Origin of the sequence: Naasia lichenicola (genome assembly GCF_004801885.1) — a bacterium.
GTDB classification, from domain to species: Bacteria; Actinomycetota; Actinomycetes; order Actinomycetales; family Microbacteriaceae; genus Naasia; species Naasia lichenicola.
Map to the genome: position 1 here is coordinate 266159 of NZ_SSSM01000006.1, position 25268 is coordinate 291426.

General features: G+C 69.5%; 30 protein-coding genes. 18 read left to right on the plus strand and 12 right to left on the minus strand.

Going from position 1 to position 25268, the window contains the following annotated elements; all coding sequences use genetic code 11:
* Positions 1-40: 40 nt before the first annotated feature.
* The 3 genes from gatC to gatB are packed head-to-tail and all read left to right on the plus strand — an operon-like array spanning position 41 to position 3500.
* Positions 41-349: an Asp-tRNA(Asn)/Glu-tRNA(Gln) amidotransferase subunit GatC gene (gatC, locus tag E6C64_RS17420; RefSeq protein ID WP_136428941.1), complete on the plus strand. Its 309-nt coding sequence runs from the start codon at positions 41-43 to the stop codon at positions 347-349.
* Complete coding sequence (gene gatA / locus E6C64_RS17425) at positions 346-1971, plus strand: Asp-tRNA(Asn)/Glu-tRNA(Gln) amidotransferase subunit GatA (protein ID WP_136428942.1); 1626 nt, start codon at positions 346-348, stop codon at positions 1969-1971. The genes gatC and gatA overlap by 4 nt, the downstream gene beginning before the upstream one ends.
* Entirely contained in the window at positions 1971-3500 is a 1530-nt protein-coding gene (gatB, locus tag E6C64_RS17430; protein ID WP_136428943.1) for an Asp-tRNA(Asn)/Glu-tRNA(Gln) amidotransferase subunit GatB, read from the plus strand. The genes gatA and gatB overlap by 1 nt, the downstream gene beginning before the upstream one ends.
* A gap of 132 nt (positions 3501-3632) precedes the next feature.
* On the opposite strand, the gene E6C64_RS17435 is transcribed toward gatB, so the two are convergent.
* Positions 3633-5000, minus strand: a complete 1368-nt coding sequence (locus E6C64_RS17435; RefSeq protein ID WP_136428944.1) for an NtaA/DmoA family FMN-dependent monooxygenase — start codon at positions 4998-5000, stop codon at positions 3633-3635.
* Positions 5001-5020: 20 nt separating this feature from the next.
* Entirely contained in the window at positions 5021-5425 is a 405-nt protein-coding gene (locus tag E6C64_RS17440) for a VOC family protein (RefSeq protein WP_136429343.1), read from the minus strand.
* 184 nt (positions 5426-5609) lie between these two features.
* Here E6C64_RS17440 and E6C64_RS17445 point away from each other — a divergent pair, with 184 nt between their 5' ends.
* Positions 5610-6005, plus strand: coding sequence for a VOC family protein (locus E6C64_RS17445; protein ID WP_233255707.1), 396 nt, complete (start codon positions 5610-5612; stop codon positions 6003-6005).
* 72 nt (positions 6006-6077) lie between these two features.
* Positions 6078-7532 carry a phytoene desaturase family protein gene (locus E6C64_RS17450; RefSeq protein WP_136428946.1) on the plus strand — a complete coding sequence of 485 codons (1455 nt, stop codon included), beginning with the start codon at positions 6078-6080 and terminating at the stop codon, positions 7530-7532.
* 87 nt (positions 7533-7619) lie between these two features.
* Here the strand turns inward: E6C64_RS17450 and E6C64_RS17455 are convergent, their stop codons facing one another.
* Genes E6C64_RS17455 through E6C64_RS17465 form a run of 3 tightly spaced genes read right to left on the minus strand, consistent with a single transcriptional unit; the run spans position 7620 to position 9158 of the window.
* Positions 7620-7967, minus strand: a complete 348-nt coding sequence (locus tag E6C64_RS17455) for a hypothetical protein (RefSeq protein WP_136428947.1) — start codon at positions 7965-7967, stop codon at positions 7620-7622.
* 29 nt (positions 7968-7996) lie between these two features.
* A complete protein-coding gene (locus E6C64_RS17460) occupies positions 7997-8488 on the minus strand; it encodes an FBP domain-containing protein (protein WP_136428948.1) in 492 nt (163 codons plus the stop codon).
* A gap of 13 nt (positions 8489-8501) precedes the next feature.
* Positions 8502-9158, minus strand: a complete 657-nt coding sequence (locus E6C64_RS17465; protein WP_136428949.1) for a TMEM175 family protein — start codon at positions 9156-9158, stop codon at positions 8502-8504.
* Positions 9159-9316: 158 nt separating this feature from the next.
* On the opposite strand from E6C64_RS17465, the gene E6C64_RS17470 reads away from it, so the two are divergent.
* The 4 genes from E6C64_RS17470 (at position 9317) to E6C64_RS17485 (ending at position 13158) form a co-directional block, all read left to right on the plus strand.
* Positions 9317-10846 carry a DUF7059 domain-containing protein gene (locus E6C64_RS17470; protein WP_136428950.1) on the plus strand — a complete coding sequence of 510 codons (1530 nt, stop codon included), beginning with the start codon at positions 9317-9319 and terminating at the stop codon, positions 10844-10846.
* A gap of 157 nt (positions 10847-11003) precedes the next feature.
* Positions 11004-11294 carry a hypothetical protein gene (locus E6C64_RS17475; protein ID WP_136428951.1) on the plus strand — a complete coding sequence of 97 codons (291 nt, stop codon included), beginning with the start codon at positions 11004-11006 and terminating at the stop codon, positions 11292-11294.
* Between the two features lie 108 nt (positions 11295-11402).
* Positions 11403-12182 (plus strand): YidC/Oxa1 family membrane protein insertase, encoded by a 780-nt coding sequence (locus E6C64_RS17480; RefSeq protein ID WP_136428952.1) that lies wholly within the window; start codon positions 11403-11405, stop codon positions 12180-12182.
* 154 nt (positions 12183-12336) lie between these two features.
* Positions 12337-13158 carry an SDR family oxidoreductase gene (locus tag E6C64_RS17485; RefSeq protein WP_136428953.1) on the plus strand — a complete coding sequence of 274 codons (822 nt, stop codon included), beginning with the start codon at positions 12337-12339 and terminating at the stop codon, positions 13156-13158.
* 92 nt (positions 13159-13250) lie between these two features.
* Here E6C64_RS17485 and E6C64_RS17490 read toward each other — a convergent pair whose 3' ends face one another.
* Positions 13251-13730 carry a GNAT family N-acetyltransferase gene (locus E6C64_RS17490; RefSeq protein ID WP_136428954.1) on the minus strand — a complete coding sequence of 160 codons (480 nt, stop codon included), beginning with the start codon at positions 13728-13730 and terminating at the stop codon, positions 13251-13253.
* Between the two features lie 75 nt (positions 13731-13805).
* On the opposite strand from E6C64_RS17490, the gene E6C64_RS17495 reads away from it, so the two are divergent.
* Positions 13806-14648 carry a DUF3097 domain-containing protein gene (locus E6C64_RS17495; RefSeq protein WP_136428955.1) on the plus strand — a complete coding sequence of 281 codons (843 nt, stop codon included), beginning with the start codon at positions 13806-13808 and terminating at the stop codon, positions 14646-14648.
* A gap of 107 nt (positions 14649-14755) precedes the next feature.
* On the opposite strand, the gene E6C64_RS17500 is transcribed toward E6C64_RS17495, so the two are convergent.
* Genes E6C64_RS17500 through E6C64_RS17510 form a run of 3 tightly spaced genes read right to left on the minus strand, consistent with a single transcriptional unit; the run spans position 14756 to position 16270 of the window.
* The gene (locus E6C64_RS17500) at positions 14756-15478 is read right to left on the minus strand and encodes a DUF72 domain-containing protein (RefSeq protein ID WP_136428956.1); all 723 of its coding nucleotides are present in this window, start codon (positions 15476-15478) and stop codon (positions 14756-14758) included.
* Positions 15475-15981 (minus strand): metallophosphoesterase family protein, encoded by a 507-nt coding sequence (locus E6C64_RS17505; RefSeq protein WP_136428957.1) that lies wholly within the window; start codon positions 15979-15981, stop codon positions 15475-15477. Before E6C64_RS17505 ends, E6C64_RS17500 begins: the two co-directional genes overlap by 4 nt.
* A gap of 10 nt (positions 15982-15991) precedes the next feature.
* Entirely contained in the window at positions 15992-16270 is a 279-nt protein-coding gene (locus E6C64_RS17510; RefSeq protein WP_136428958.1) for a hypothetical protein, read from the minus strand.
* A gap of 118 nt (positions 16271-16388) precedes the next feature.
* Here E6C64_RS17510 and E6C64_RS17515 point away from each other — a divergent pair, with 118 nt between their 5' ends.
* Complete coding sequence (locus tag E6C64_RS17515; protein ID WP_136428959.1) at positions 16389-17057, plus strand: HAD family hydrolase; 669 nt, start codon at positions 16389-16391, stop codon at positions 17055-17057.
* A 230-nt stretch (positions 17058-17287) separates the two neighbouring features.
* Positions 17288-17500, plus strand: a complete 213-nt coding sequence (locus tag E6C64_RS17520) for a DUF3072 domain-containing protein (protein WP_233255733.1) — start codon at positions 17288-17290, stop codon at positions 17498-17500.
* A 68-nt stretch (positions 17501-17568) separates the two neighbouring features.
* Here E6C64_RS17520 and E6C64_RS17525 read toward each other — a convergent pair whose 3' ends face one another.
* Positions 17569-18540 carry a TIGR03557 family F420-dependent LLM class oxidoreductase gene (locus tag E6C64_RS17525; protein WP_136428961.1) on the minus strand — a complete coding sequence of 324 codons (972 nt, stop codon included), beginning with the start codon at positions 18538-18540 and terminating at the stop codon, positions 17569-17571.
* 211 nt (positions 18541-18751) lie between these two features.
* Here E6C64_RS17525 and E6C64_RS17530 point away from each other — a divergent pair, with 211 nt between their 5' ends.
* The 6 genes from E6C64_RS17530 to E6C64_RS17555 all read left to right on the plus strand — a co-directional run bounded on the left by E6C64_RS17530 (position 18752) and on the right by E6C64_RS17555 (position 23352).
* Complete coding sequence (locus E6C64_RS17530) at positions 18752-18934, plus strand: PspC domain-containing protein (protein ID WP_136428962.1); 183 nt, start codon at positions 18752-18754, stop codon at positions 18932-18934.
* The gene (locus tag E6C64_RS17535) at positions 18931-19596 is read left to right on the plus strand and encodes a DedA family protein (RefSeq protein ID WP_438941874.1); all 666 of its coding nucleotides are present in this window, start codon (positions 18931-18933) and stop codon (positions 19594-19596) included. The genes E6C64_RS17530 and E6C64_RS17535 overlap by 4 nt, the downstream gene beginning before the upstream one ends.
* Before the next feature lie 41 nt (positions 19597-19637).
* Entirely contained in the window at positions 19638-21017 is a 1380-nt protein-coding gene (locus tag E6C64_RS17540; RefSeq protein ID WP_136428963.1) for a bifunctional transcriptional activator/DNA repair enzyme AdaA, read from the plus strand.
* Positions 21014-21517 (plus strand): methylated-DNA--[protein]-cysteine S-methyltransferase, encoded by a 504-nt coding sequence (locus tag E6C64_RS17545; protein ID WP_136428964.1) that lies wholly within the window; start codon positions 21014-21016, stop codon positions 21515-21517. Before E6C64_RS17540 ends, E6C64_RS17545 begins: the two co-directional genes overlap by 4 nt.
* Before the next feature lie 181 nt (positions 21518-21698).
* Positions 21699-22382, plus strand: a complete 684-nt coding sequence (locus E6C64_RS17550) for a hypothetical protein (protein WP_136428965.1) — start codon at positions 21699-21701, stop codon at positions 22380-22382.
* A gap of 70 nt (positions 22383-22452) precedes the next feature.
* On the plus strand, positions 22453-23352 hold the full coding sequence (locus E6C64_RS17555; protein WP_136428966.1) for an oxygenase MpaB family protein: 900 nt from the start codon (positions 22453-22455) through the stop codon (positions 23350-23352).
* A gap of 42 nt (positions 23353-23394) precedes the next feature.
* Here the strand turns inward: E6C64_RS17555 and E6C64_RS17560 are convergent, their stop codons facing one another.
* The gene (locus tag E6C64_RS17560) at positions 23395-24411 is read right to left on the minus strand and encodes a magnesium and cobalt transport protein CorA (protein WP_136428967.1); all 1017 of its coding nucleotides are present in this window, start codon (positions 24409-24411) and stop codon (positions 23395-23397) included.
* Positions 24412-24562: 151 nt separating this feature from the next.
* Positions 24563-25231 (minus strand): SDR family oxidoreductase, encoded by a 669-nt coding sequence (locus E6C64_RS17565; RefSeq protein WP_136428968.1) that lies wholly within the window; start codon positions 25229-25231, stop codon positions 24563-24565.
* Between the last annotated feature and the right edge of the window lie 37 nt (positions 25232-25268).

The window sequence follows — 25268 nt, forward strand, 5'->3', positions numbered from 1 at the left end:
GGCCGGATCGGTATCCGCCCGCCGCTCTAGACTCGAAGCCATGCCCGAGCAACAGGTCATCTCCGCCGAGCAGGTTCAGCACCTCGCAGGTCTCGCCCGAATCGCCCTCACTCCCGACGAGATCCAGCACCTCGCGGTCGAGCTCGGCACCATCGTCGACAACATCCGCAAGGTCTCGGAGGTCGCCACCGCCGACGTCCCTGCGACGAGCCACCCCATCCCGCTCACCAACGTCTTCCGCCCCGACGTCGTCGGCGAGGTGCTGACCAACGAGCAGGCGCTCTCGGGGGCGCCCGAGTCGGCCGACGGCCGCTTCAAGGTCTCCGCCATCCTGGGGGAGGAGCAGTGACCGACCTCACCCGCGTGACCGCGGCCGCGCTCGCGGAGCTGCTCAGCACCCGCGAGGTGTCCTCCGTCGAGGCGACCCGCGCGCACCTCGATCGGATCGAGGCGGTCGACACCGATCTGCACGCCTTCCTGCACATCGACTCCGATGGAGCGCTGAAGCGCGCCAGCGAGATCGACCAGCTCCGAGCCGACGGCCATGAGGTCGGACCTCTCGCCGGAGTCCCGGTCGCGGTGAAGGACGTGCTCTGCACCATCGGCATGCCCTCGACCGCCGGCTCCAAGATCCTCGAAGGCTGGATGCCTCCGTACGACGCCACCGTCGTCGCGCGCATGCGATCCGCCAACCTCGTGCTGCTCGGCAAGACCAACATGGACGAGTTCGCGATGGGCTCTTCCACCGAGTACTCCGCCTACGGTCCGACCCGCAACCCCTGGGACCGCGAGCGGACTCCCGGCGGCTCCGGGGGCGGCTCGGCCGCGGCGGTCGGCGCCTTCGAGGCGCCCTTCGCGCTCGGCAGCGACACGGGCGGATCGATCCGCCAGCCCGCCGCCTTCACCGGCACGGTCGGCGTGAAGCCGACCTACGGCGGCGTCTCGCGCTACGGCGCGATCGCCCTGGCCTCCTCCCTCGACCAGGTCGGCCCGGTCAGCCGCACCGTGCTCGACGCCGCGCTGCTGCACGACGTCATCGGTGGCCACGACCCGCATGACGCCACCTCCCTCACCGACTTCTGGCCGTCCTTCGCCGCAGCGGCCCGCGAGGGCGCAGAGGCACCGTCGCTGAAGGGCGTCCGGATCGGCGTCATCAAGGAGCTCGGCGGCGACGGCTTCCAGAAGGGCGTCAACGACCGCTTCACCGAGGCGCTCGCGCTCGCCGAGGCCGCCGGTGCCGAGATCGTGGAGGTCAGCGCCCCGCACTTCGAATACGGGATCGCCGCCTACTACCTCATCCTCCCCGCCGAGGCATCGAGCAACCTCGCGAAGTTCGACTCCGTCCGCTTCGGCCTGCGTGTCACCCCCGAGGGCGGTGGAACGGTCGAGCAGGTCATGTCCGCCACCCGCGAGGCCGGCTTCGGCCCCGAGGTGAAGCGTCGCGTGATCCTCGGCACGTACGCCCTGTCCGCCGGCTACTACGACGCCTACTACGGAAGCGCCCAGAAGGTGCGAACCCTCATCCAGCGCGACTTCGCCGCCGCATTCGACAGGGTCGACGTGCTGGTCTCACCGAGCGCCCCGACCACCGCCTTCACCTTCGGCGAGAAGACGGACGACCCGCTGTCGATGTACCTCAACGACATCACCACGATCCCGGCCAACCTGGCCGGCATCCCCGGGATGAGCCTGCCGATGGGCCTCGCCGCCGAAGACGGCCTGCCCACGGGCCTGCAGATCATGGCGCCTGCGCGCGAGGACGTCCGCCTGTATCGGATCGGCGCCGCCTTCGAGGCGCTGTTCGCTCAGCAGTGGGGCGGATCGCTGCTCGACCAGCTGCCGACGATGGCTGGGATGGGCGCCGAGCGGGCGACCGTCGGCGCGCCCGCGCCCGCGCCCGCGTCCGTGCTGCCGGTGCACGGCGCCCCCGAACCCGGTTTCGGAACCGAGCCCGACGGAGGGACCCGCTGATGGCGACCGCACACGGCTCGGCCGAGCTTATGGACTTCGACGAGGTCTTCGAGACGTACGAGCCCGTGCTCGGCTTCGAGGTGCACGTCGAGCTGTCCACCAAGACCAAGATGTTCTCCGCCGCCCCGAACGAGTTCGGCAGTGCGCCCAACACCAACATCGCACCCGTCGACCTCGGGCTGCCAGGATCGCTGCCGACCGTCAACGAGACGGCCGTCCGGTACTCGATCTCGCTCGGGCTGGCGCTCGGCTGCCAGATCGCGAAGTCCAGCAGATTCGCGCGGAAGAACTACTTCTACCCCGACCTTGGCAAGAACTACCAGATCTCCCAGTTCGACGAGCCCATCGCCTTCGAGGGCAGCGTCGAGGTCGAGCTCGAGGACGGCACAACGGTGACGGTGCCGATCGAGCGTGCGCACATGGAGGAGGACGCGGGCAAGCTGACCCACATGGGCGGCTCGACCGGTCGCATCCAGGGCGCCGAATACTCTCTCGTCGACTACAACCGTGCGGGCGTTCCGCTGGTCGAGATCGTCACGAAGCCGATCTATGGGGCCGAGAAGCGCGCTCCTGAGATCGCCAAGGCGTACGTGGCGACGATCCGCGACATCGTGCGCTCGCTCGGCATCTCCGAGGCGCGGATGGAGCGCGGCAACCTGCGCTGCGACGCCAACGTCTCGCTGCGTCCCCGCAGTAAGGCCGGGGAGGAGCCAGCACCTCTGGGCACCCGCACCGAGACGAAGAACGTCAACTCCCTGCGCAGCGTCGAACGGGCGGTCCGCTACGAGATCCAGCGCCAGGCGGCGATCCTCGCCAAGGGCGGGACGATCACCCAGGAGACCCGGCACTGGCACGAGGACACCGGAACCACGAGCGCCGGCCGCCCGAAGTCGGACGCCGACGACTACCGCTACTTCCCGGAGCCCGATCTGCTGCCCGTGGTGCCGTCGGCCGAGCTCATCAACGAGCTGCGCGCCGCCCTGCCCGAGTCGCCGGCGATCTTCCGCCGTCGCCTGCAGGCGGACTACGGCTTCACGGATTCCGAGTTCCGCGACATCCTCAACGCCAACATCCTGGTCGAGATGGAGGAGACGGTGAAGGCCGGCGCGTCGCCCGCGCAGGCGCGCAAATGGTGGCTCGGCGAGATCCTCCGCATCGCCAACGCCCAGGGCGTCGAGCCCGGCACGCTGGTGACCCCGTTCAACGTCAGCGAGCTCATCGCGCTGGTCGAGAGCGGGCAGCTGACCGACCGGCTCGCCCGCCAGGTGCTCGAGGGCGTGGTGGCGGGGGAGGGCTCGCCCGACGAGGTCGTCAAGGCGCGCGGCCTCGCCGTCGTCTCCGACGACACCGCGCTGATCGCCGCCATCGACACCGCGCTCGAGAGCCAGCCCGACGTGCTGGCCAAGATCCGCGACGGCAAGGTGCAGGCCGCCGGCGCTGTCATCGGCGCGGTCATGAAGGCGATGAAGGGCCAGGCCGATGCCGCCCGCGTCCGCGAGCTCGTCCTGGAGCGCTCGAGCAAGCTGTAGATCTAACCGCCCGCGTTGGTCGAGGAGGCCGTTCGCGGCCGTCTCGAGACCGGTTGCCGACGGCAGCGGGTCTCGGTACGGCGCGGGGCGCCTCCTCGACCAACGTCTGTGGCTGGGCGGTCGCTCAGGTCATCACCTCCGCCGGTACTGGGCGGCGTAGTGGCGGGACGGGAGGCGGTCGCCCTCGCCGAACAGGCCGTTCCGCAGTGATCGATGAGGCTCACCGGCGGGCGCGAGTCGTCCACGTCGCCGCAGCTCCGGGGTGACCAGCCGGCCGAAGTCCCGGGCGGTGTCGAACGAGTGGTACTGACGCAGGTTGAAGCCGTCGATCCCGAAGTCATCCAGCCAATGCTCGATGGTGTCGGCGACACGATCGGGAGTGCCCGCTGCGAAGAACTGCTTCTCGTCCCACGCCTGGTCCACCGCGATGCTGAACTGATCGATGGTGAGGTGCAGGGGCAGTCCGCCTGCGGCGATGACGTCGCTTCGGCCCTCGCGCTCGAGGGCTTCGCGCACGGTGATGTCGCCCGGGTGATCGAGCGGATGGAACGGCACGCTCTGATGGATGAACTTGCCCTCGGCGCTGGAGAAGCTGCGGTACTGACGGAGCTTTTCGTCGACCTCCGACTGCGTGTCGCCGGTGATTACGGTCGCCATCACCAGGAACTTCAGATCCGTCGCGCGTCGGCCGTGCCCGACGGCCGCATCCTGGATCGTCGCGATGTTCGTCCGGAGCGCTCCAGGGGGTCGGTCGGCGGTGAACAGCACCTCGGCGTGCTTGGCCGCGAAGTCGATGCCGGCCTTCGACGCGCTGGCCTGCATCAGCACGGGGGTGCGCTGTCGGGACGGCTCGGACAGATGCGGGCCGGCGACCCGGAAGTGCTCGCCGACGTGGTCGACGGCGTGCACCTTGGCCGGGTCGGTGTAGATGCCGCGCTCCCGGTCGAGGACCACCGCATCGTCCTCCCAGGAGCCCTCCCAGAGCTTGTAGACGACGTCCATGAACTCGTCGGCGATCTCGTAGCGCCGATCGTGCGGGATCTCCTCCTCGAGCCCGAAGTTGCGCGCCGCGTTGGGCAGGTAGGAGGTGACGATGTTCCACCCGACGCGTCCCTCGGTGAGGTGGTCGAGGGTGCTCATCCGCCTCGCGAAGGCGAAGGGCGGCTCGTAGCTGGTGGAGAAGGTGACCCCGAAGCCGAGTCGCTCGGTGACCGTCGCCATGGCGGGGATGACGAGGAGCGGATCGTTGTTCGGGATCTGAAGACCCTCGCGGATGGCAGGATCGGCGCTGCCGCGATAGACGTCGTACGCGCCGACCACATCGGCCAGGAAGATCGTCTCGAAGCCCGCCTGCTCCGCGATGCGCGCCAGCTCGAGCCAGTAGCCGAGGTCGGTGTACCGATGCCGGCTGTTGCCGGGCAGCCGCCACATGCCGTGGGTGATGTGCCCGGGCGTATTCATCTCGAAGAGGTTGATGATCGCCCGTTTGGGATACGTCATGACCGGGTGCGGCGCTTCGGCTAGGCGGTCTCGGTCTCGGGCTCGTAGCCCAGACCGGACCAATCGGGCATCTGCTGCAGCGCCCACCTGTTGCCGTCGGGATCGCGGAAGTACACGAACGTGCCCCAGCCCTCGTCGACCGGTGCATCGGCGTCGACGCCGTTGCCGACGAGGAAGTCGAAGGCGGCCTGTGCGTCGTCGATGACCATCGTCGCGTTCCTGAAGCTGCCCGGCTCGGTATCGCTGACCCCCGGCCCGAACGCGAACGAGCACGCCGACCCGGGAGGGGTCACCTGCACGAAGCGGAGCTCATCGCTCACCCGCTGATCGTGATCGACGGTGAACCCGCACTGCCGCTCGTAGAAGTCGCGCGACCGGTCGGCGTCGCTCACCGGCAGGGCTATGAGCTCGATCTTGAAGTCCATCTTGGAGTCCTTCGTGGAGTTCGTCTCGATATCCATGGGGAGGTCCTTTCCGATGCGCTGACCACACCCTATGACCCACCGCCGACACCGATCGGACCGCCCTTCGCCGGAGGGACTCGACCTGTGTCGCCAGCGGTGCCAGGGTGGATCCGGGGGCATCGCGGGTCAGCAGGAGGAGTCGACAGTGTTCGAGAACAGCAGGGCGTTCCCGGGGGTGTCCACCGACGATGTGGCCGCCTCGAAGGAGTTCTACGCCGACAGGCTCGGTCTCACCGTCACGGACACGATGGGCGGTATCGACGTCGAGCTGCCCGGGGGAGCGCATCTGTTCGTGTACGAGAAGCCGAACCACGAGCCGTCGTCCTACACCTTCCTCAACTTCGGGGTGGAGGACATCGATGCCGCCGTCGACGAGCTGCGCGCGGCCGGCGTCGAGACGAAGATCTACTCCGACGAGGACTTCCCGACCGACTCTCGAGGCATCGCCCGCGGGCTGGGCGGCGGCCCCGATATCGCCTGGTTCAAGGATCCGAGCGGCAACGTGCTCGCGGTGCTCGCCGATCCCGGCCCGGACGCGTGATCTCGAGCTCTCCTGACATCGGGGGCACCGACACCCAGGCGCCCACGATCCGAGCACTGTCAGACTGACGCGATGACAGAGCTCGACGCCGTGGTGGTCGGGGCAGGGCCCAATGGGCTGGCTGCCGCTGTGACCCTCGCTCGCGCCGGCCTTCGGGTCGCCGTCCACGAGCGGGCGGGGACGATCGGCGGTGGAGCGCGCACCGCCGAGCTGACACTGCCCGGGTACTTCCACGACATCTGCTCCGCCGTTCACCCCATGGCCTTCGCATCGCCGTTCTTCCAGCGGTTCGGGCTCACCTCCCGGGTCGACTTCGTCAACCCCGAGCTGTCCTACGCGCACCCCCTCGACGGCGGTCGGGCCGGGCTCGCCTATCGGGACCTCGCCCTCACGAGCGCGGCTCTCGGCGCCGATGGGCCCGCCTGGCGCCGACTGCTCGACCCCCTCGTGCGCTCGGTAGGGGACCTGACGTCGATCACCGGCGACTCGCTGCTGCGGATGCCGCGCCATCCGATCACCCTGGCCCGATTCGGACTGCGCGTCCTCGAGCAGGGCGGTCCAGCCTGGAACACACGGTGGAGCACGGATGAGGCGGCCGGGCTGCTCACCGGAGTGATGGCGCACGGGGTGCAGCCCCTGCCCAGCCTCGGAGCCTCCGCCGCCGGACTCGCACTGGCAACCTGGGCCCACGCCGGTGGCTGGCCGATCCCGATCGGCGGAAGCCAGCGGATCGTCGATGCCCTCGCCGACGATCTGCTCGCGCACGGCGGCAGCATCGCGCTCGACTCCGAGGTGTCCGATGTGCGCGCCCTTCCGAGCTCGCGGGTCGTGCTCTTCGACACGAGCGCGCGTGCCATGGGCCGGATCGCGCGCGACCGCCTGCCCGATCGATACCTCGACCGGCTGCGCCGGGTGCGGTACGGCAACGGGGTCGCGAAGGTCGACTTCGCGCTCTCCGGCCCCGTGCCATGGGCCAACGAGGAGTCCCGTCGAGCCGGCACCCTGCACGTCGGGGGCACCAGGGCCGAGATCGCCGAAGCGGAGGGCGCAGTCACCGCCGGGCGCCACGCCGAGCGGCCCTACGTGCTCGTCTCGCAGCCGAGCACGTTCGATCCGAGCAGGGCGCCGGAGGGCAAGCACACCCTGTGGACCTACGCGCATGTCCCGCGCGGATCGCGGCTCGATCAGACGGAGGCCATCATGCGGCAGATCGAGCGCTTCGCGCCGGGGTTCCGGGACCTCGTTCTCGCTTCGAGCAGCCGCTCCGCGCACGACGTGGAGCTGCACGATCCCAACTACATCGGCGGCGACATCGCGTCCGGCAACGGCGACTTCCTCGGCCTGCTGGTCCGGCCGGTGCTCGCTCCCGATCCGTGGCGGACACCGGGCCGGGGGATCTACCTCGCTTCATCGTCGGCCGCTCCCGGCCCAGGCGTGCACGGGCTGCCCGGTTGGCGAGCCGCGCTGTCGGCGCTGCGCCACGACTTCGGGATCGACACCGAACCCGAGCTGGGTCCGGGCGTCTGACGGTTCAGGCGTCTGACGGTCCTGGCGTCTGACGGTCCGGCCATCGCCGATCCAGCGCCGGGAGGCCGTGGATCCGGCCCGGCCCCATCAGTCCTTGTCTATGAGCTCCAGCAGCTCCTTCGCGGCGGCCTCGACCTTCCGGTCGTGCTCGCTTCCCGCGCGCTGCTCGGCGGCGATCACGCCAGACCTGTGCACTTTGCCGAAGTCGCCATAGGGGAACTTGAAGCGGCCCTTCGTCTCCTCGTTCTCCGAATCGTCGTAGGCCAGGAACCATTCCGCGTACTCGGCCCAGCCGTGCTTCTCGAGGAATGCGTTCTCGTCGGAGGTCGACGCCTGCGCAGAGGACCAGTCACCGGGCTCGTCGACGACGACATCGCCCGCTCTGATGAGCGACTTCGCGTGCTTCAGCCCGGCGTCGTTCAGATGGATGGTCATGAGGCCTCCTCAGGTGCGAAGGGAGTGAATCAGCTGGTCAGAACGCTATCCGTGAAAGCCGAGAGTCGGGTCTGAAGCGTGGCGATCCGCCGCTGGACGATCTCTGCGGGGTCGGGCTGCATGTCGTAGGCGGGCGGCGCGATACGGATGGTGAGCGAGCAGGACAGGTCGGCGCAGATGTAGGTGCCGACGGTGTTGCCGTTGCGGCCGGCCTCCCCGGCCCGGGCCGCGGCGAACATCGAGACCTGACCTGCCGGGCGCTGCGTCTGGCAGAGCGAGCACATCGCGTTCATGCCGGGACGCATCCGGTTCTCGGTCGCGCGCAGCACCATGCCGACGGGAGAGCCGTCGCGCCACTGCACGATGTAGGCGCGGTGGACGACCTTGGAGTCGATCCAGCCGAGGTACTCGCGCTCGTCCCACAGCATCTCGTGCAGGCCGGGAAGGGTCATCCGGCTCGCTTCGCCGGCGCTCGCATTGACGAGCGACGCGCGGATCTCGGTCTCGGTCAGCGGCTGCATCGGTGGAACAAGCCTAAGCCTTCGTCGAGGGCACCCGGCTGGCGGACGTCGTTCCCGATCTCCGATCCAGCGAGCGGATGAGCGGACGCTCGAAGATCGGCGTGACGGCGAGCAGCAGCAGGGCCCAGTAGTTGATCACGGGGACGAGCGCGCCGAGGACCAGTGCGACCGCGAAGGCGATCGTGGTCGCCGCGGAACCGACCAGCCGCCGATTCGTCACCGGATTGTCGGCCGCCTGGATCTGCGGCGATCTCCTGACCAGGAGGGTCATCGAGGTCAGTAGCGCGCTGCTGAGCAGCATGGTCCCGATGTAGAAGCCGACGGTGAGCGGGCTCGGCGAGAACTCCGCGGTGATGGCCGTCGGCAGGGGCAGCAGGACGATGGTGAACGCCCACGCGACGCCGAGCAGGATCAGCCGGGGCGAGTACGCCTCGACGTGCTCGAAGAGCTGGTGATGCGCGTACCAGAGGCGCGCGATCACGGCGAAGCTGATCACGAAGCTGATGAGCTGTCCCGCGTGCTCCGAGAAGATCGCGACCGGAGACGCGGACTCCGACGACACCTCGGACACCGCCTCGACGACCGGGAGGATCAGCAGGGTGATCGCGATCGCCGCGATCGCGTCCGTGAAGAAGACCACCCGGTCGAGCCCGCGCTCCGTTCGTGCCATGGAGCCAGCCAACCACGTCGGCGCGCCGCGCTACGGTGGATGGCGGTTCGAGCCGCACCGTCGGACGGATGACTCGGATGGTCGCCCGATCCGTCCACGGATGCGGGAGCGAACCGGCGGCGGACCGGCAGCGGACGGGGTAGCCGCAGAGAGGGCACATGGGCATCGACGAAGGCGGTTCGGCCTCGGCGCTGCGCGAGGATCTCATGGCAGCCGGTTACACCGCGAGCGGGATCCGCGAGCTGTGGGGGCCGGATGCGGACGATGCCATCGTGCGGGGACAGCTGCTGCCTGCGCGGCGGGCATTGGCTGGCAGGTCCGACGACTCCGCGCTGGCGACCCTCGGCGCGCTGTTCATCCTCGGAGAGACGCTTCCCGCCGAGCGGGTCGGCGACGCGCTGCCCTCCCTGGGGCTCGCGGGAGCCGAGGCGCTCGAACTGGTCGAGGTCTCGGACGCCGGCGTGCGGGCCCTCTGCTCCCTGCGCTCGCACACCTTCGTCGACGCCGACGGGGCGACCTCGTGGTGGATCGTCTCCGATCTCGACGAGGCGGTCACCCGTCGGCCGCTGCGTGACGACCACGTCGTCGGAGTGGGCGGAGCATCGACCACCCTGCTCGGGCTGCAGCCGACCGATCGGGTCGGCACCGCGCTCGACCTCGGAACCGGCTGCGGCATCCAGGCGCTGCTCGCGAGCGCGCATGCCGATCGGGTCATCGCCACCGACATCTCCGAGCGCGCCCTCCGCTTCGCACGGCTGAACGCGGCACTGAACGGGGCCGAGAACATCGACTTCCGGCTCGGCGACCTGTTCCGACCACTCGCCGGGGAGACGGTGGATCGGCTGGTGTCCAATCCGCCGTTCGTCGTCACGCCTCGGGTCGACGGCGTTCCGCTGCTCGAGTACCGCGACGGCGGTCGCTCGGGGGATGACCTGATGACGACCCTCATCGGCGAGCTGCCTGCGCACCTCGCCCCGGGCGGCATCGCGGTGCTTCTCGGCAACTGGGAGTATCACGTCGATCGCGACGGACTGGATCGGATGCGGCTCGCGGCCAGAGCGGCCGGTCTCGATGCCTGGGTCGTCGAGCGGGACGTCTTGACCGCGTCGCAGTACGCCGAGACCTGGATCCGCGACGGGGGAGTCCTCGCCCGCACGCCTCGCTTCGATGAGCTGTACGCGGCATGGCTCGAAGACTTCGCGGTGCGGGACGTGGATCGGATCGGTCTCGGCTATCTGATCCTTCGAAAGCCTGTGGGCTCCCTTCCCACCCTCTCCCGATTCGAGCGGCTGCACGGGGCGCTGGGTGCGAGCGACGCCGGGCTGTCGGCGCATGTCGCGGCCTGCATCGCCGCCCACGACTGGCAGACGGACCTCTCCGACGACGCTCTGCTGCGCGCACGACTCGTGGTGGCTGCGGATGTCACCGAGCAGCGGCACTACTGGCCGGGCGACGCCCACCCCGCGGTGATCGACCTGCGTCAGGGTGGTGGCTTCGGCCGGACCGTGGAGATCGATAGCGCGCTCGCCGGCTTCGTAGGCGCCTGCGACGGCGAGCTGGAGGTCGGATCGATCAGCGACGCTGTCGCCCAGCTGCTCGAGGGCGACCCCGACGCGCTGCGTGCCGAGCTGCTGCCGCAGATCCGCGACCTCGTCAACATCGGCATCCTCCTCCCCTCCGCAGACTGACCCTGCGCCGGCGGGATGGGTGGCTGGCCCGTTCGGTCGGGGATTCGGTCGGGTGGGCTTCGACGCGGCCTTCGTCCGGCTCAGCCACCGGAGGGGCTCGTCGCTCGCCCCGGCCGGTGGCTGAGCCGCGCGCGAAGCGCGTGTGTCGAAGCCCTCGTTGCTGCAGACTGAGCTCGTGGTCGCCGTCCTGCACCTGATCGCGGTGCTCGGCATGCCCGTCGACGGGCAGCTGCTGCTCGTCGGAGCCGGCCTGATGCTGGCCGGAGTCGCGGTGGGCCTGGTGCTCCGCCGCCTTGGCGCCACGGCCGCGCCGGTGCGAGAGCTCGCCTCCGCGGATCGGCTGCATGCGCCCGAACTCGCGGCTCTCGTCTCCGAGACGCTGTGGCGAGCGGCGGGTCGCCCGGAGCCGCGCGCGCCCTCGCGTCATCTCTCGACCGCGCGCGCCTGACCGACAGCCTCGGCGTCCGTCCACCCCTCCACGGGGTGACGCACCCCAGCTCGCCATCCGTCCGCGCGGTCATCCGGAAAACCATCCGCATGACCTCGAGGAGATCCATTGAACATCTATGCCTTCGGGCCGATCGCCGGCCTGCTCAGCAGCGCATACGACGCTGTCCTCTTCGTCGCCCACCTGCTCGTCCCGCTGATCGGCACTCCAGGATTCGCCCTGGCGATCGTCGGGCTCACCCTTGCCGTCCGCGGTGCGCTGGTGCCGCTCGCGATCGCCGCGGCCAGGGCAGACCTTGTCCGCCGGCGGTTGGCGCCCGATCTGACGGCACTGCGGCGGCGGTTCGGGTCGGACCCCGCTCGGCTGCAGCGTGAGACAGTCGAGCTGTATCGCCGAGAGGGTGTCTCTCCACTGGCGGGCATCCTGCCCGTGCTCGCCCAGGCGCCGATCCTCGGCCTCCTCTACGGGCTCGTCACCCAGCCGGTCATCGGCGGCCACGTCAACGAGCTGGTCTCCCATGTCGTGGGCGGAGCTCCGCTCGCCGTGGGCCTGCTCTCCGATCTCGGCACCGTCGCATGGCCGGGCATGCTCGTCAATCTCGCGGTTTTCGCGGTGATGATCGTGATCGCCGAACTGAGCAGACGCGAGGCGAACCGTCGGCTCGACCTGCAGGCGCCGGCCGCGGTCGTGCCGCCGGCCGCATCTGGAGTGGCAGGAGCCGACCCGATGCGGATCGCTCGGGCGATGAGCTGGCTGAGCTACCTCTCGGCCGTCTTCTCCGTGATCGTCCCACTGGCCGCCGCCATCTATCTCGCCACCTCGGCGCTCTGGACCCTCATCGAACGACGGGCGCTGCGTCATCGCTTCGGTCCGCACGCCGCAGGGTGAGTCCGAACTGAGATCTCGCCCCACGTCGCATGGGCATGGGACGCGAGCTGACCGTCAACGACGTGAAGGCCGACTGGAGGTCCTAGCGTGAAAGGGACGCAGGAAGCTGCGCAGAATGCGCGGAGACGTGCACGCGAACGCTGAAGGAGCATCAATGAGCAAGGTCTGGTTCATCACCGGCACATCCCGCGGGTTCGGCCGCGAATGGGCGACCGCCGCCCTCGAGCGCGGGGACAGGGTCGCGGCGACGGCACGCGACGTCGATTCGCTGGACGATCTGAAGGCGAAGTACGGCGACGCGATCCTGCCGATCGCCCTCGACGTCAACGACCGCGAGGCGGATTTCGCCGCGGTCGCACAGGCGGTCAGCACCTTCGGTCGGATCGACATCGCCATCAACAACGCGGGCTACGGCCAGTTCGGCTTCATCGAGGAGGTCTCGGAGCAGGAGTGGCGTGACCAGCTGGAGACCAACCTCTTCGGTGCGGTCTGGGTCACCCAGGCGGTCCTCCCCATCATGCGCAAGCAGGGGGCCGGCCACATCATCCAGGTCTCATCGATCGGCGGGATCTCCGCATTCCCGCTGGTGGGGGCGTACCACGCCTCGAAGTGGGCGCTGGAGGGCTTCTCGCAGGCGCTCGCCCAGGAGGTCGCCGGCTTCGGCATCCACGTCACGCTCATCGAGCCGGGCGGGTTCGCGACGGACTGGGGAGGATCCTCGGCGAAGCGGGCACAGCAGCTGGACGACTACCAGGAGCTGCACGAGCAGGTCGCCGAAGCACGCAAGTCACGGATGGGTGCGGCGGGGGACCCCACGGCGACCGGCGCGGCCATCCTCAAGGTCGTCGATGCGGAGGAGCCGCCGCTGCGCATCTTCTTCGGTGCATCGCCCATCGACATCGCGAAGGCCGACTACGAGAAGCGGATCGCGCTCTGGGAGCAGTGGCAGCCCGTCTCCATCGAGGCGCAGGGCTAGCCACCTCATCGAACTGCCGAGTTCTGCCGCCTGGACGCGCTCCGGAGCGGCAGAACTGGGCAGGTCGCGCGACTCGTTCGGTCCGTCGCCCCTCAGAGCGCCTTCTCGTAGCAGAGCGAGATCGCCGAGTCGACGTAGTAGCCGAACGGCGGGATGCGGGTGTACCCCTCGCGCTCGTAGAGACGGATGGCGGCCGCCTGCCGTTCTCCCGTCTCCAGTCGCAGATGGGTCAGTCCGCGGCGGACCGCCTCGGCTTCGAGTGCGCTCAGCATCGTGACGGAGGCGCCCCGCCCGCGCCACTGCACCGGCACGAACATCCGCTTGATCTCCGCGGCCGCGTCATCGAGCATCCGCAGACCGCCGCAGGCGACGGGCTCGCCGGTCGCTGCGTCCCGAGCCACGAAGAAGACGGCGACATCGGCCCGAGTCGGCGCCGGGCCCGGCTCGCTGTCGGGCGTGCCGTAGAGCTCGTCGATCTCCGCGCGCTGGGCCAGTCGAAGTGCGACGGCGTCGGGGTCATCCCAGTCGACCGCCGAGACGGTGAAACGCCCGGCCGGGTGATCCGAATCCATGGAATCACGGTAGCGGTCCGCTCGAGGGCGGCCACGTCTGCCGGAGTTCGACGAGGCCGCGGCTAGCCTCGTCCGGTGACTTACGACCGATACAGCGCCGACGTCCTCAGCAGCGACTGGAAGAAGCCCAAGACGCCCCCGCCCGCCATCGTCGAGGCCACGGATGACGTGGTCGTCGAGATGCCGGACAGCGGATTCGTCGGAGCCGTCGTGGGTGTCGAGGGCCGGATGGTCAAGCTCGAGGACCGCCGCGGCAAGGTCCGCGTCTTTCCGCTCGGTCCGGGATTCCTCATCGACGGCAAGCCCGTGGTGCTCAAGGCCCCGGCGAAGCTGAGTGCGTCGAAGGGACGTCTGATCAGCGCTTCCGGTTCCATCGCCGTCACCGATGCGAAGGCCCGCGTCGCGAGGGCCAGCCGGATCTTCGTCGAGGGGCGGCACGACGCCGAGCTCGTCGAGAAGGTGTGGGGCCACGATCTGCGCATCGAGGGCGTCGTCGTCGAGTACATCGAGGGTGTCGACCATCTCGAGGAGCTCCTGGTCGAGTTCGCTCCCGGGCCGCGCAAGAGGGTCGGCGTGCTCGTCGACCATCTGGTGAAGAACTCGAAGGAGAGCCGGATCGCGGACGCGGTCGCTCGGGGTCCCTTCGCGAAGGACGTCCTCGTCGTCGGCCACCCGTTCATCGACATCTGGCAGGGCGTCAAGCCGCAACGCCTCGGCATCAAGGCGTGGCCGGTCATCCCGCGCGGCATCGAGTGGAAGCACGGGATCTGCGAGGCGTTCCGCTGGCCGCACGCCGAGCAGGCGGACATCGCCCGGGCCTGGCAGCGCATCCTGTCCCGCGTCGAGAGCTACTCGGACCTCGAGCCCGAGCTCCTGGGGCGCGTCGAGCAGCTCATCGACTTCGTCACCGCCGAGTAGCGCAGCGACCGAGCTGCCCAGTTCTGCCGCCTGGAGGGCCCTTCGAGCGGCAGAACTGGGCAACTCGGCATCGGATCCGATCCGATCCGAGCCCGGTCAGATGCCGGTCAGCCGAGCATTGCGCGCAGGGTCCAGGCGTTGCGCACCGCGTTGCCCTCGCCGTCGTTGTTGAAGTAGGCGAACACGTCGCGGCCGTCGGCCTGCCACTCTCGGATGCGATCCGCCCACCAGGTGAGATCCTCGTCCGAATACGAGCCGCCGTAGAGCCACTCGGTATCCGGGCCATGCAGTCGCAGATAGACGAAGTCGGCGGTCACCCGCAGGATGCACGGCAGCTTCGCTCCGCTCATCACGCAGTAGGCGGCTCCGTGCCGGGCGAGCAGCTCGAACACCTCGTCGGTGTGCCACGACGGGTGCCGGAACTCCACGGCGACCCGTATCCATGAGGGCAGGCGGGAGAGGAAGTAGTCGAGCCGAGCATCGTCCCGCTCGTGCTGCGGATGGAGCTGCACGAGCAGGATCGCGCGCTTGTCGCCGAGGGCATGCCATCCCCGCTCGATCCGCTCGATCCAGACCTCGGGGGAGTAGAGGCGCTTGGCGTGCGTCAGCCCGCGCGGGGCCTTGACCGAGAGCTGGAAGCCGGCAGGAAGGCGCCGTTGCCAGCTCTCGAACGAGGTGTCCTTCGGCCAGCGGTAGAAGCTCGCGTTGAGCTCGACGGTGTCGAACTCCTGGACATAGCGCGCCAGTCGATCCTTGGACGCGTGCCCGTCGTAGAGGACCCTGTTCCAGTGGTCGTAGCTCCAGCCTGAGGTGCCGATGTGTGCGCTCATGCCTGCCGCCGGGGGATCAGCCTCAGATCCGCGTCGATGCGGCCGGCCGCGATGTCGACGACGAGGTAGCTGGCGTGCGGCTGAGCCCGTCGGTCCGTCGGCGATCCAGGATTGAGCAGTCGCATCCCGCTCGGGGCGACGCTGTCCCATGGGATGTGGCTGTGGCCGAAGATCAGCAGATCGACGTCCGGGAACCGCTCGTCGGCGCGCCGCTCCCGACCCTCCTTGGGCCCCGTCTCGTGGGTGACGGCGATGCGGATCCCATCGACCTCGACCCGCGCCGTCTCGGGCAGGCGGGAGCGAAGTCCCGATCCGTCGTTGTTGCCCCAGCACGCCACCAGCACCCGGGACGACTCCTCGAACAGATCGAGCGTCGGCTCATCGACCCAGTCGCCCGCGTGCACGACGACGTCGACAGCAGGGAGGAGCTCGAGCACCTCATTCGGCAGCCGCTTGGCCCGCAGCGGAACATGGGTGTCCGCGACCACGAGAAGTCGGGTCATCGAGGCGCCGTCAGATGTCGATGCGGATCGTGCCCGCCCAGCGTCCTCGGGTGGGATCGAGCTTGGCCTCTGCGTCGAAGTCCTTGTCGCCGGGAGCTGGAGCGGGTGCAGGCAGCTCGGTCTGGCGCTCGTATTCGAGCATCGTCGAGTGGCGGTTCGGCGCGAACACCTCGTCGATAGCGCCGAAGACGCCTGACGATCCGCCGCTCGAGCGCCCGGATCCGCGGGTGGTCAGCAGGATCGCGACGACCGCCGCGACGGCGCACCCGAGCAAGATCAACCAATCCATCTCGACGATGCTAGGTGCTGACCCCGACATCGGGCGAGGGCTGGCCAGGCGTCGCCGACTTCTTCGGTTCTCCACAGCGACACAGCCGATGTGGGGGGAGATCCTGCAAAGCTGGAGGATGCCCACACCCATCAAGGCGATCCTGTTCGACATCGACGGCACCCTCGTCGACTCCAACTACCTTCACGTCGACGCCTGGCAGCGTGCGCTCGCCGGCGCAGGTCATGCGGTCGACGCGTGGAAGATCCATCGGGCCATCGGCAAGGACTCCGACGAGCTGTTGAAGGTCCTCGTGGGCGATGCGGCCGAATCCATCGCCGACGCCGCCTCCGATGCGCACAGCGAGCTGTACGCCGCGATGGCCGATCGTCTTCGCCCGTTCGACGGCGCCCGCGAGCTCATCGCCGAGCTGGCCGACCGCGGTGTGCGGGTGGTGCTCGCCACCTCGGCGCCCGAGGATGAGCTGGCCACCCTCCGCACGGTGCTCGATGTGGACGGGTACCTCACCGGAGTGACCTCATCCGGAGACGTCGAGACGGCGAAGCCCGAACCCGACATCGTCCAGGTCGCGCTGGAGCGCGCGGGCGTGGGCGCCGATGAGGCGGTCTTCGTCGGCGACACGATCTGGGACATCCAGGCCGCCGGCAAGGCGGGTGTGCCCACCATCGGCGTGCGCAGCGGAGGCGTCAGCGAGGAGGAGCTGCGTGGCGCAGGCGCCGTCGAGGTCTATGACGACGTTCGAGACCTCCTCGACCACCTCGACGACAGCGACGCGCTCGGCCTCTGAGCCCACCGCCCGCTTCCTGAACGTGCTCGGAGCCCCATGCTTCGAGACGCAGCGCAAGCGTGCGCTGCTCCTCAGCATGGTCGCTGCGACGCTGATCGCGTCGCTGCGCGCCTCATGTCGGGGGCACGGCGTAGGTTGCCGTCATGAGCGATGTGAAGAACCCGAACCCCGACGAGACCACCGACCAGACTGCAGACCAGACCACCGGCGAGAGTGCTGCCGAGCCCGAGATGCTGGGCGGACGCGGGGACGACCCCAGCACCACGGCGTCCAAGGACCCGAGCGAGTGGGTGACCGGCGATGAGCCCATCACCGGTGCGCAGAAGAGCTACCTCGACACCCTGGCCCGCGAGGCCGGCGAGGAGATCCCCGCCGACATCACCAAGGCCGAGGCGTCCGAGAACATCGAGCGCCTGCAGGCGAAGACCGGCCGCGGCCAATAGCTCGCACCACGTAAAGCCGCCTCGATGCGGCCCCGGGCTCAACCCGGGCGCCGCGTCGAGGCCGCTCGCTACTTCGCGGCGTCGCGGAGCAGTGACAGCAGCGGGGCTGCGGCCTGATCCAGGAACTGCTGCTGCAAAGCGTCGCCGACCTGCACGAGGGCGATGTCTGTGAACCCCGCCTCCCAGTACGCCTTGACCGCCTCGACGATGGCCTCCAGGTCGGGACCGCACGGGATGCTCTCGGCGACATCGTCCTTGCGCACGAACTGGCTGGCGCCGGCGAAGCCGGCGGGCGTCGGCAGATCGGCGTTGACCGCCCAGCCTCCGCCGAACCAGCGGAACTGATCGTGCGCGCGGTCGATCGCCTCGTCGCGGTCGGGACCCCAGCTGATCGGGATCTGGCCGATCTTGCGTGAGCCAGGCCCCTTCTCGGCGTCCCACTTGTTGATGAGGTCCTTCTCCGGCTCGACGGCGATCAGATGGTCGCCGAGCGGCGCGAACCGCTCGATGCCCTTGTCGCCGGAGACGGCGAGGCCGATCGGAACGCCCTGCTCGGGCAGATCCCAGATCCTGGCCGAGTCGACTCTGAAGTAGTCGCCCTCCCAGGTCACGAGCTCCCCGGTGTGCAGGGCGCGGATGATGGTCACGGCCTCCTCCAGCATGTCCTGACGCTGGGCGATGGGCGGCCAGCCCTCACCGGTGATGTGCTCGTTGAGGTTCTCGCCGGAGCCCAGGCCGAGGATGAAGCGCCCGTCCGAGAGGAGCTGCAGCGTCGCCGCCTTCTGGGCGACGACCGCGGGGTGGTAGCGCTGGATCGGGCTGGTCACGTAGGTCGCGAGCTCGACCTTCGACGTCGCCTGAGCCACCGCTCCGAGCACCGCCCAGGCATAGGGGGCATGCCCCTGCGAGGTGAGCCAGGGGGAGTAGTGGTCGCTCGAGACCTCGAAGTCGAAGCCGACCTGCTCGGCGGCGATGGCGTAGCCCACCAGCGCCTTCGGTCCGCTCTGCTCCGTCATCAGGGTGTAGCCGAACTTCGTCATGTCCATCCCTCGCGTCGTTGTGGTGTGCATGCTGCCGATGCCGTCGTGCACGTGCCCGTCATCGGCCTGCCGCGACCGGCTGCATCGACATCCCGTCCAACCTATGACCCCGACCGGGGGCGTCACCTGGGGATCTGCTCATCGCCGACCCATCGACTTCCGGGGGTTACCCCACTGGGGAATGTCAGCCGACTTTGGGAAGACTGGACGCATGGCCCAACTCATCCGTCCTCGGTCCGGTCGCATCTTCGCGGGAGTCTGCGTCGGCATCGCTCGTCGCTTCGGCTGGGCGCCGTGGCTCGTCCGGCTCGCCTTCCTGCTCTCCATGCTGCTTCCCGGCCCGCAGATCCTCATCTACGTCGCGATGTGGATCCTGGTCCCGAACGAGCGGTGAGCTCGCTGACGGCCCTGGCCCCGAACGCCGCAGCCGGCGACGGCGCGGCCGACCTGGGCGGTCTCGTCGGAGTCGCCGCACGGGTCATCGCCGCTCTGGGGGAGATCGGCGTCGGGCTCCTCACGCTTGCCGAGACGGTCTTCCCGCCGATACCGAGCGAGGTCATCCTGCCGCTCGCGGGATTCCTCGCCCAGCAGGGCGACCTTGACCTGGCGCTCGTCCTGGTTCTCGCCACGGTCGGCTCGTACCTGGGCGCTCTCCTGCTCTACGGCCTCGGACGGCGGATCGGCGAGGATCGGGCCATCCGGCTGCTCGCCCGGCTCCCACTCGTCGACCGTGACGACTTCGAGAAGTCATCGCGGTGGCTGGAGCGGCACGGTCGCTCGGCGGTGTTCTTCGGTCGCCTGCTTCCGGGCATCCGCAGCCTCATCTCACTGCCCGCCGGCTCGACGAAGATGCCGCTGCTCTCGTTCAGCCTGTTCACGATCGCCGGAAGCCTGCTCTGGAACGGCCTGCTCGTCGGTCTCGGCGCGGCACTCGGAACGCAGTACGAGCTCATCGACCGGTACTCGAGCGTGCTGGACGTCGCGGTGATCGCCGCCCTCGTCGCCGTGCTCGCCGTGCTCGTGATCCGCCGGGTGCGCCGCGGTCGTCGTGTCTGATTCCCGCTAGCGGCGGGCATCTCCGCTGACAGAATCGGAGCATGGACTTCGAGCAGCGATACCGGGTGATCGCAGGCCGCGACCGCCGGTTCGACGGCCAGTTCATCACTGCTGTGCGCACCACCGGGATCTACTGCCGTCCGTCCTGCCCCGCACGCACCCCTCGGCCCGAGAACGTCACCTTCTTCAGCACCTCCGCCGCAGCCCACCTGGCGGGGTATCGGGCCTGCAAGCGGTGTCTCCCCGAAGCCGTTCCCGGCACGCCGGAGTGGGATCTGCGAGACGACCTCGTCGGCCGTGCGATGCGGCTCATCGCCGACGGCGAGGTCGAGCGTGCCGGAGTCGGAGGCCTCGCGAGCAGGCTCGGGTACACCACCAGGCACCTGACGCGCGTGCTCACCGAGGAGCTCGGAGCGGGGCCACTCGCTCTGGCCCGCGCGGTGCGTGCCCAGACGGCTCGCACGTTGCTGGTGTCCACGGACCTGCCGATCACCGACGTCGCCTTCGCTGCCGGATTCGCCAGTGTGCGCCAGTTCAACGACACGATCGGCGAGGTCTTCCAGCTCACGCCGACTGCCATCCGGGCTCAGCGCTCTGCGATGCACGCGTCGCCGGGGAGGATCGAGCTGCGTCTGGCCACCCGTGAGCCGTTCGACGCGGCCGGGACCTTCCGATATCTCGCCGAGCACGCCGACCTCCGGACGGAGCGGGCATCGGATGCCGGCTATGCGCGGCCGATCGTGCTTCCGCGGGGGACGGGCGACATCGAGGTCCGTGCGGACGGAGCGGAGCTGAAGCTCTCCGTGCGGCTCGACGAGCTGCGTGACCTGCCGGTGGCAATCGCCCGCGTCCGCCGCCTCTTCGACCTCGATGCCGATCCGCAGACGGTCGATGCGGCACTCGCGGAGATCCCGGCGCTCCGTGAAGCGGTGCGCACTGCGCCGGGCATCCGAGTTCCCGGCGCGCTCGAGGCGTCCGACCTCATCATCCGCGCCGCGGCAGGGGAGACCCACGGCCGGGCCGCTCGCCGTGCCGACCTGGACCGCGCACAGGAGCGCGAGGCGGTGCAGTCCTTAGCCGAGCAGGTCGACAGCGGATGGTCGGCTTCGGAGCTGTCGGGCGAACTGGAGCGCCTCGGAGTTTCGGCCGCCTCTCGTGCCTACGCGGTGTCTCGGATCCTCGGCTCGCCCGACGTCGACTGCTCGTCCGACGACATCGTCCGTCGTGGCATGCGCCGCCTCGGCCTGGACAGCCGTCGCACGGCCGGCGAGACGTCTCGGCTGTCCCCGTGGCGCAGCTACGCCGCCTTGCACTTCCGCTCCGCCGGACGCGCCCCGCGCCCGACCCCGCACTCAACCCTTCATCCGACTCCAGTCCCGACGGCGTCGCCGCTCCCGATCTCCCGAGGAGAAGAACCATGACCCCTTCTGCCGCTCTCACGGCCTTCGTATCGACGCCCGATGGTCCGTTCGGCATCCTCGCAACGGACGAGCACGAGGTCCTCGCCTCGGGATGGACGGACGATGTCGACGCATTGGTGATGCGCCTGACCCCGACCCTTCGTCCGACCGAGCTGCGCGAGGATGCGCTGGCCGACGTCGTCGCGGCGGTCGAGCGCTACTACGCGGGCGACTTCGCGGCGATCGACTCCGTGCGGGTCCGCCAGAGCGGGGGCCCGTTCCGGTCCGTGGCATGGGCGGCGCTCCGCACCATCGAGCCGGGGCATCCGCTCACCTACACCGAGTTCGCCACCGCGAGCGGTCGCCCCAGCGCCGTGCGCGCGGCCGCCTCGGCCTGCGCGACCAATGCGCCCGCCCTGTTCGTGCCCTGCCATCGGGTGCTGCGCACCGACGGGACCATGGGCGGCTTCGCCTGGGGCGTCCCCGTGAAGCGCTCGCTGCTCGCCCGCGAAGCGGCCTGATTCCACCCGTTCGGCGGGATGCGCCCGGAGCCGCGGGGATCTCGAGCCATGTTCGCCGCCAGCGCACCCCAGCCGTGATCGGCGCCGGTATTCCCCAGCGCCCCTTCAGCGGTCGCTCCTAGATTCAGGAATCCCACATCGGTGCCCGATCTCCGGGCGCTGTCAGAGAAGGGCACACACCATGGGCTTCCTCGATCGTCTGCTGGGACGCGACGAGCCAGAGCAGAATTCCCGTTCGGCGGCCGAGCAGTCGTTCGGTCGCGGCGCAGGCCAGGGCGCACCGCGGACGGACGACGAGATCGCCCTCGAGCGCTACAGATACCTGCTGCGCACGGCTCCGCCGGAGACGATCGAGCAGGTGCATGCCGAGGCGTTCGGCAAGCTCACCCCCGAGCAGCGCCGCCAGGTCTACGACGAGCTGGTGGCCGGGCCCGACAAGCCGTCGGGCGACGACCCCGAGTCGCTCGCGCGCTCGGCGACCCGATCCGAGATCCGGCAGCCGGGCACTCTCGAGCGCGCGTTCGGCGGGGCGAATGGCGGCGGCGGAGCGATGGGCGGCGGCTATCGGGGCGGGCCGAGCTTCGGCTCGATGGTGGGCAGCTCCATCCTCGGAACCGTGGCCGGGTACGTCATCGGCTCGGCTCTGGTGGGCGCGTTCATGCCCGACGCCTCGTACGACTCGGGCGTCGACGGCTCGGATGCTTCCGCGGACGCGTCATCGGCGGATGCATCCGGTGCCGACGGGGGTGGCGACTCTGGCTGGGGCGGTGACTCCGGCTGGGACGGTGGAGGCGGTGACTTCGGTGGCGGTGACTTCGGCGGTGGCGACTTCGGGGGCGGCGATTTCGGTGGGGGCGACTTCTGATCCCGCGGTGTCCCTCCTCTCGACGGGGGCTTCACAGCGGACCTTGCGGGGGCGCGGCGCACACTAGGGCATGGCCAAGCTGAGCGATCCCCTCAAAGCCCGAGTGCTCCAGGCCCTGACCGGTCGGGACGAGGGCGAACCTCCCTGGGTGGCGGAGCTCGAGAAGGGCGACGACGAGGGCTTCTTCGGCCCCGGCTCGGCGGTCTGGGCGGTGCATGGCGACATGCCGACGCTCGTCGCCGGAATCCGGGCGCTCCTCACCCAGGCCCTGCACCCGGGCGCGATGGCCGGGGTGCACGATCACTCGCGCTACCGCGAGGATCCGTTCGGACGGCTGGCCGGCACCATCCGCTGGATCTTCACCGTCTCCTATGGCAGCCGCGCCGACGCGGAGCACGCGTCGGCCTGGGTGCTGCGCCTGCACGAGAAGGTGACCGGCGTCTACGAAGGCCCTGATGGGGAGCCGATTCCCTACGCCGCGAACCAGCCCGACCTGCTCCGGTGGGTTCATCTCGCCTTCACCGACGCGTTCCTCGGCGTGCACGAGGTCTGGGGACGGCCGATCCCCGGCGGTCCTGACGCCTATGTCCGCGAATGGGCGAAGGCCGGCGAGCTGATGGGCGTGCAGGATCCGCCTCGATCGCGCGCCGAACTGCACGAGCAGATGCATGCCTACCTCGACTCGGGGCAGCTGCGCCATGACGAACGCGTCGCCGACGTCATCAGGTTCCTCAAGACCCCGCCCCTCGCCCCCTCGCTCCGTCCGACCTATCCGCTGCTCTGGAACGGCGCCGTCGCGTCGCTGGACGACGAGTTCCGGATCGCTCTCAAGCTGCGGCGCCCCATCGGCCCCGCCGTCCCGGCGACGGCGGCCGTGCTGCAGGCCACCGGGCGGCTGCTCGGCACGATGCCGGGAGCGGAGAAGGCGGCACGCACCCGGCTGGCCCGGCTGCGAGCCGCCGCAGTCTGACCGACAGGGACGGTCCCGCGGTCCTGATGCGTGAGACGGGCGCTACAGCCAGCCCTTGCGCTTGAACAGCAGGAACAGCCCGCCGCTCAGCACGATCATCAGCAGCACGGCGAGCGGGTATCCGAGTGTCCAGTCGAGCTCGGGCATGTGGGTGAAGTTCATCCCGTAGACGCCCGTGACCAGGCTCGGGGTGAACAGGATGGCCGCGTAGGAGGAGATCCGCTTCACCTGCTCGCCCTGCGTGATGCTCGTCTCGCTGAGCTCCCGCATCTGCTCGTTCTGACGCTCGGTCACCAGAGTGGAGTTGGTGATCAGCGCATTCTGCAGAACCGTGCGGAAGCCGTCCGCCCGCTCAGACACCTTGATGGCGTGATCGCGGACATCGCGCATGCCGCGTCGCAGCTCGATCTCCCTCTCCGACTTCGAGAAGCCGAGGTAGAGGGTGTCGAGCATGGGTACGAGCGGGCCGATCGCGCGCTGGAAGTTCATGACTTCGCGGGCCAGCTCGTAGATGCGTCGGGAGACCTCCGATTCGCCGCCGAAGAGCTGATCGTCGATCTCGTCGATGTCGTTCTCCAGGCCGTGCACGACCGGGCTGTACTCGTCGACGACCTGATCGAGGACGGCGTAGAGCACGGCGTTGGGGCCGAGCTTGAGCAGATCGGGGGATGCCTCGAGACGGGCGCGGACGGCTGCGAGGTCGGGCGACTCCGCATGCCGGACGGTGATCGCGAAATCGGGCCCGATGAAGAGGTGGACCTCGCCGAACTCGACCTCCTCTGGACCGTCGAGATAGCGAGCCGGGCGGAGCACGATGAACAGGATGTCGCCGTAGCGCTCGAACTTCGCCCGTTGGTGACCGAGCAGCGCGTCCTCGACGGCGAGGGGGTGCAGGCCGAACTCCTGGGCGACCTGATGCAGCTCATCCTCGCTCGGTCGGTACAGGCCGATCCAGGCCATGCCCTTCTTGGCACGCATGTACTCGAAGGTCTCGCTCAGGCTGGGCGGATCCGCCACCCGGACGCCTTCGACGTAGACCGCGTTGTCGACGATGGCCATCGGCACTCCTTCTGATCCGGCGCCTGCTGGATCGAGAGGACCGCCGGGCTATCGAGACTGTACGGCCTCGACCGACACGCCGAGCTGAGACACGAGCGCTGTGCGCCGCCGACTTTCTCGTGGCCCGCCGATCCGACCGGGCTATCCCGGGCTAGGAGGTGGCGGAACCTGCCGCGGCAACCGCGTCGGCGATGGGCGTCGAGCCGGACACGACCTCCCAGACCCGACCGATGGAGGTGGGGTCGTCGAGGACGGCCAGCACGAGCTCCGCGACGTCGTCCCGCGGGATGCTGGCGCGTTCGACCTCGATGCCGAGCTGCACGGATCCGGTTCCATCGTCGGACGTGAGGCCGCCCGGACGCAGGATGGTCCAATCGAGGTCGGTGCCCTTCAGGTAGGCGTCGGCATCGCGCTTCGCGTCGACGTAGGCGGCCCAGCCGGGGTCTGCGTCTTCTGCGAGCGGCTCGTCCACGCCGATCGCGGAGATCTGCACCATCCGTCGCACGCCTGCTGCCGTCGCCGCGTCGGCGGTGAGCACCGAGCCCGCATAGTCGACGGTCCGCTTGCGCGCGGCTCCGGAGTTCGGGCCACCGCCGGCCGCGAAGACGACAGCATCGGACCCCGTCAGCACGGAAGCCAGCTGGTCGATCGTCGCGGATTCGATGTCGAGCACCGCCGTCTCGCCGCCGAGCCGGAGGATGTCCTCACCGTGCTCGGGATTGCGGATCACTCCGACGGCCTCGTCGCCGCGATCGTAGAGCCTGCTCAGGATCCGCTGGGCCACCGCTCCGTGCGCTCCGATGATCGTGATCCTGCTCATCCGCGTCTCGCTTCCTGTTCGCTGACCGAGCTGTCGA

Bases quoted from the DNA above. Each gene is read 5' to 3' on its own strand.
- gatC (WP_136428941.1), top strand. From the start codon at position 41: ATGCCCGAGCAACAGGTCATCTCCGCCGAGCAGGTTCAGCACCTCGCA.
- gatB (WP_136428943.1), top strand. From the start codon at position 1,971: ATGGCGACCGCACACGGCTCGGCCGAGCTTATGGACTTCGACGAGGTC.
- E6C64_RS17435 (WP_136428944.1), bottom strand. From the start codon at position 5,000: ATGACGTATCCCAAACGGGCGATCATCAACCTCTTCGAGATGAATACG.
- E6C64_RS17440 (WP_136429343.1), bottom strand. From the start codon at position 5,425: ATGGACTTCAAGATCGAGCTCATAGCCCTGCCGGTGAGCGACGCCGAC.
- E6C64_RS17450 (WP_136428946.1), top strand. From the start codon at position 6,078: ATGACAGAGCTCGACGCCGTGGTGGTCGGGGCAGGGCCCAATGGGCTG.
- E6C64_RS17455 (WP_136428947.1), bottom strand. From the start codon at position 7,967: ATGACCATCCATCTGAACGACGCCGGGCTGAAGCACGCGAAGTCGCTC.
- E6C64_RS17460 (WP_136428948.1), bottom strand. From the start codon at position 8,488: ATGCAGCCGCTGACCGAGACCGAGATCCGCGCGTCGCTCGTCAATGCG.
- E6C64_RS17465 (WP_136428949.1), bottom strand. From the start codon at position 9,158: ATGGCACGAACGGAGCGCGGGCTCGACCGGGTGGTCTTCTTCACGGAC.
- E6C64_RS17470 (WP_136428950.1), top strand. From the start codon at position 9,317: ATGGGCATCGACGAAGGCGGTTCGGCCTCGGCGCTGCGCGAGGATCTC.
- E6C64_RS17485 (WP_136428953.1), top strand. From the start codon at position 12,337: ATGAGCAAGGTCTGGTTCATCACCGGCACATCCCGCGGGTTCGGCCGC.
- E6C64_RS17490 (WP_136428954.1), bottom strand. From the start codon at position 13,730: ATGGATTCGGATCACCCGGCCGGGCGTTTCACCGTCTCGGCGGTCGAC.
- E6C64_RS17500 (WP_136428956.1), bottom strand. From the start codon at position 15,478: ATGAGCGCACACATCGGCACCTCAGGCTGGAGCTACGACCACTGGAAC.
- E6C64_RS17505 (WP_136428957.1), bottom strand. From the start codon at position 15,981: ATGACCCGACTTCTCGTGGTCGCGGACACCCATGTTCCGCTGCGGGCC.
- E6C64_RS17510 (WP_136428958.1), bottom strand. From the start codon at position 16,270: ATGGATTGGTTGATCTTGCTCGGGTGCGCCGTCGCGGCGGTCGTCGCG.
- E6C64_RS17515 (WP_136428959.1), top strand. From the start codon at position 16,389: ATGCCCACACCCATCAAGGCGATCCTGTTCGACATCGACGGCACCCTC.
- E6C64_RS17520 (WP_233255733.1), top strand. From the start codon at position 17,288: ATGCTGGGCGGACGCGGGGACGACCCCAGCACCACGGCGTCCAAGGAC.
- E6C64_RS17525 (WP_136428961.1), bottom strand. From the start codon at position 18,540: ATGACGAAGTTCGGCTACACCCTGATGACGGAGCAGAGCGGACCGAAG.
- E6C64_RS17530 (WP_136428962.1), top strand. From the start codon at position 18,752: ATGGCCCAACTCATCCGTCCTCGGTCCGGTCGCATCTTCGCGGGAGTC.
- E6C64_RS17540 (WP_136428963.1), top strand. From the start codon at position 19,638: ATGGACTTCGAGCAGCGATACCGGGTGATCGCAGGCCGCGACCGCCGG.
- E6C64_RS17545 (WP_136428964.1), top strand. From the start codon at position 21,014: ATGACCCCTTCTGCCGCTCTCACGGCCTTCGTATCGACGCCCGATGGT.
- E6C64_RS17550 (WP_136428965.1), top strand. From the start codon at position 21,699: ATGGGCTTCCTCGATCGTCTGCTGGGACGCGACGAGCCAGAGCAGAAT.
- E6C64_RS17555 (WP_136428966.1), top strand. From the start codon at position 22,453: ATGGCCAAGCTGAGCGATCCCCTCAAAGCCCGAGTGCTCCAGGCCCTG.
- E6C64_RS17560 (WP_136428967.1), bottom strand. From the start codon at position 24,411: ATGGCCATCGTCGACAACGCGGTCTACGTCGAAGGCGTCCGGGTGGCG.
- E6C64_RS17565 (WP_136428968.1), bottom strand. From the start codon at position 25,231: ATGAGCAGGATCACGATCATCGGAGCGCACGGAGCGGTGGCCCAGCGG.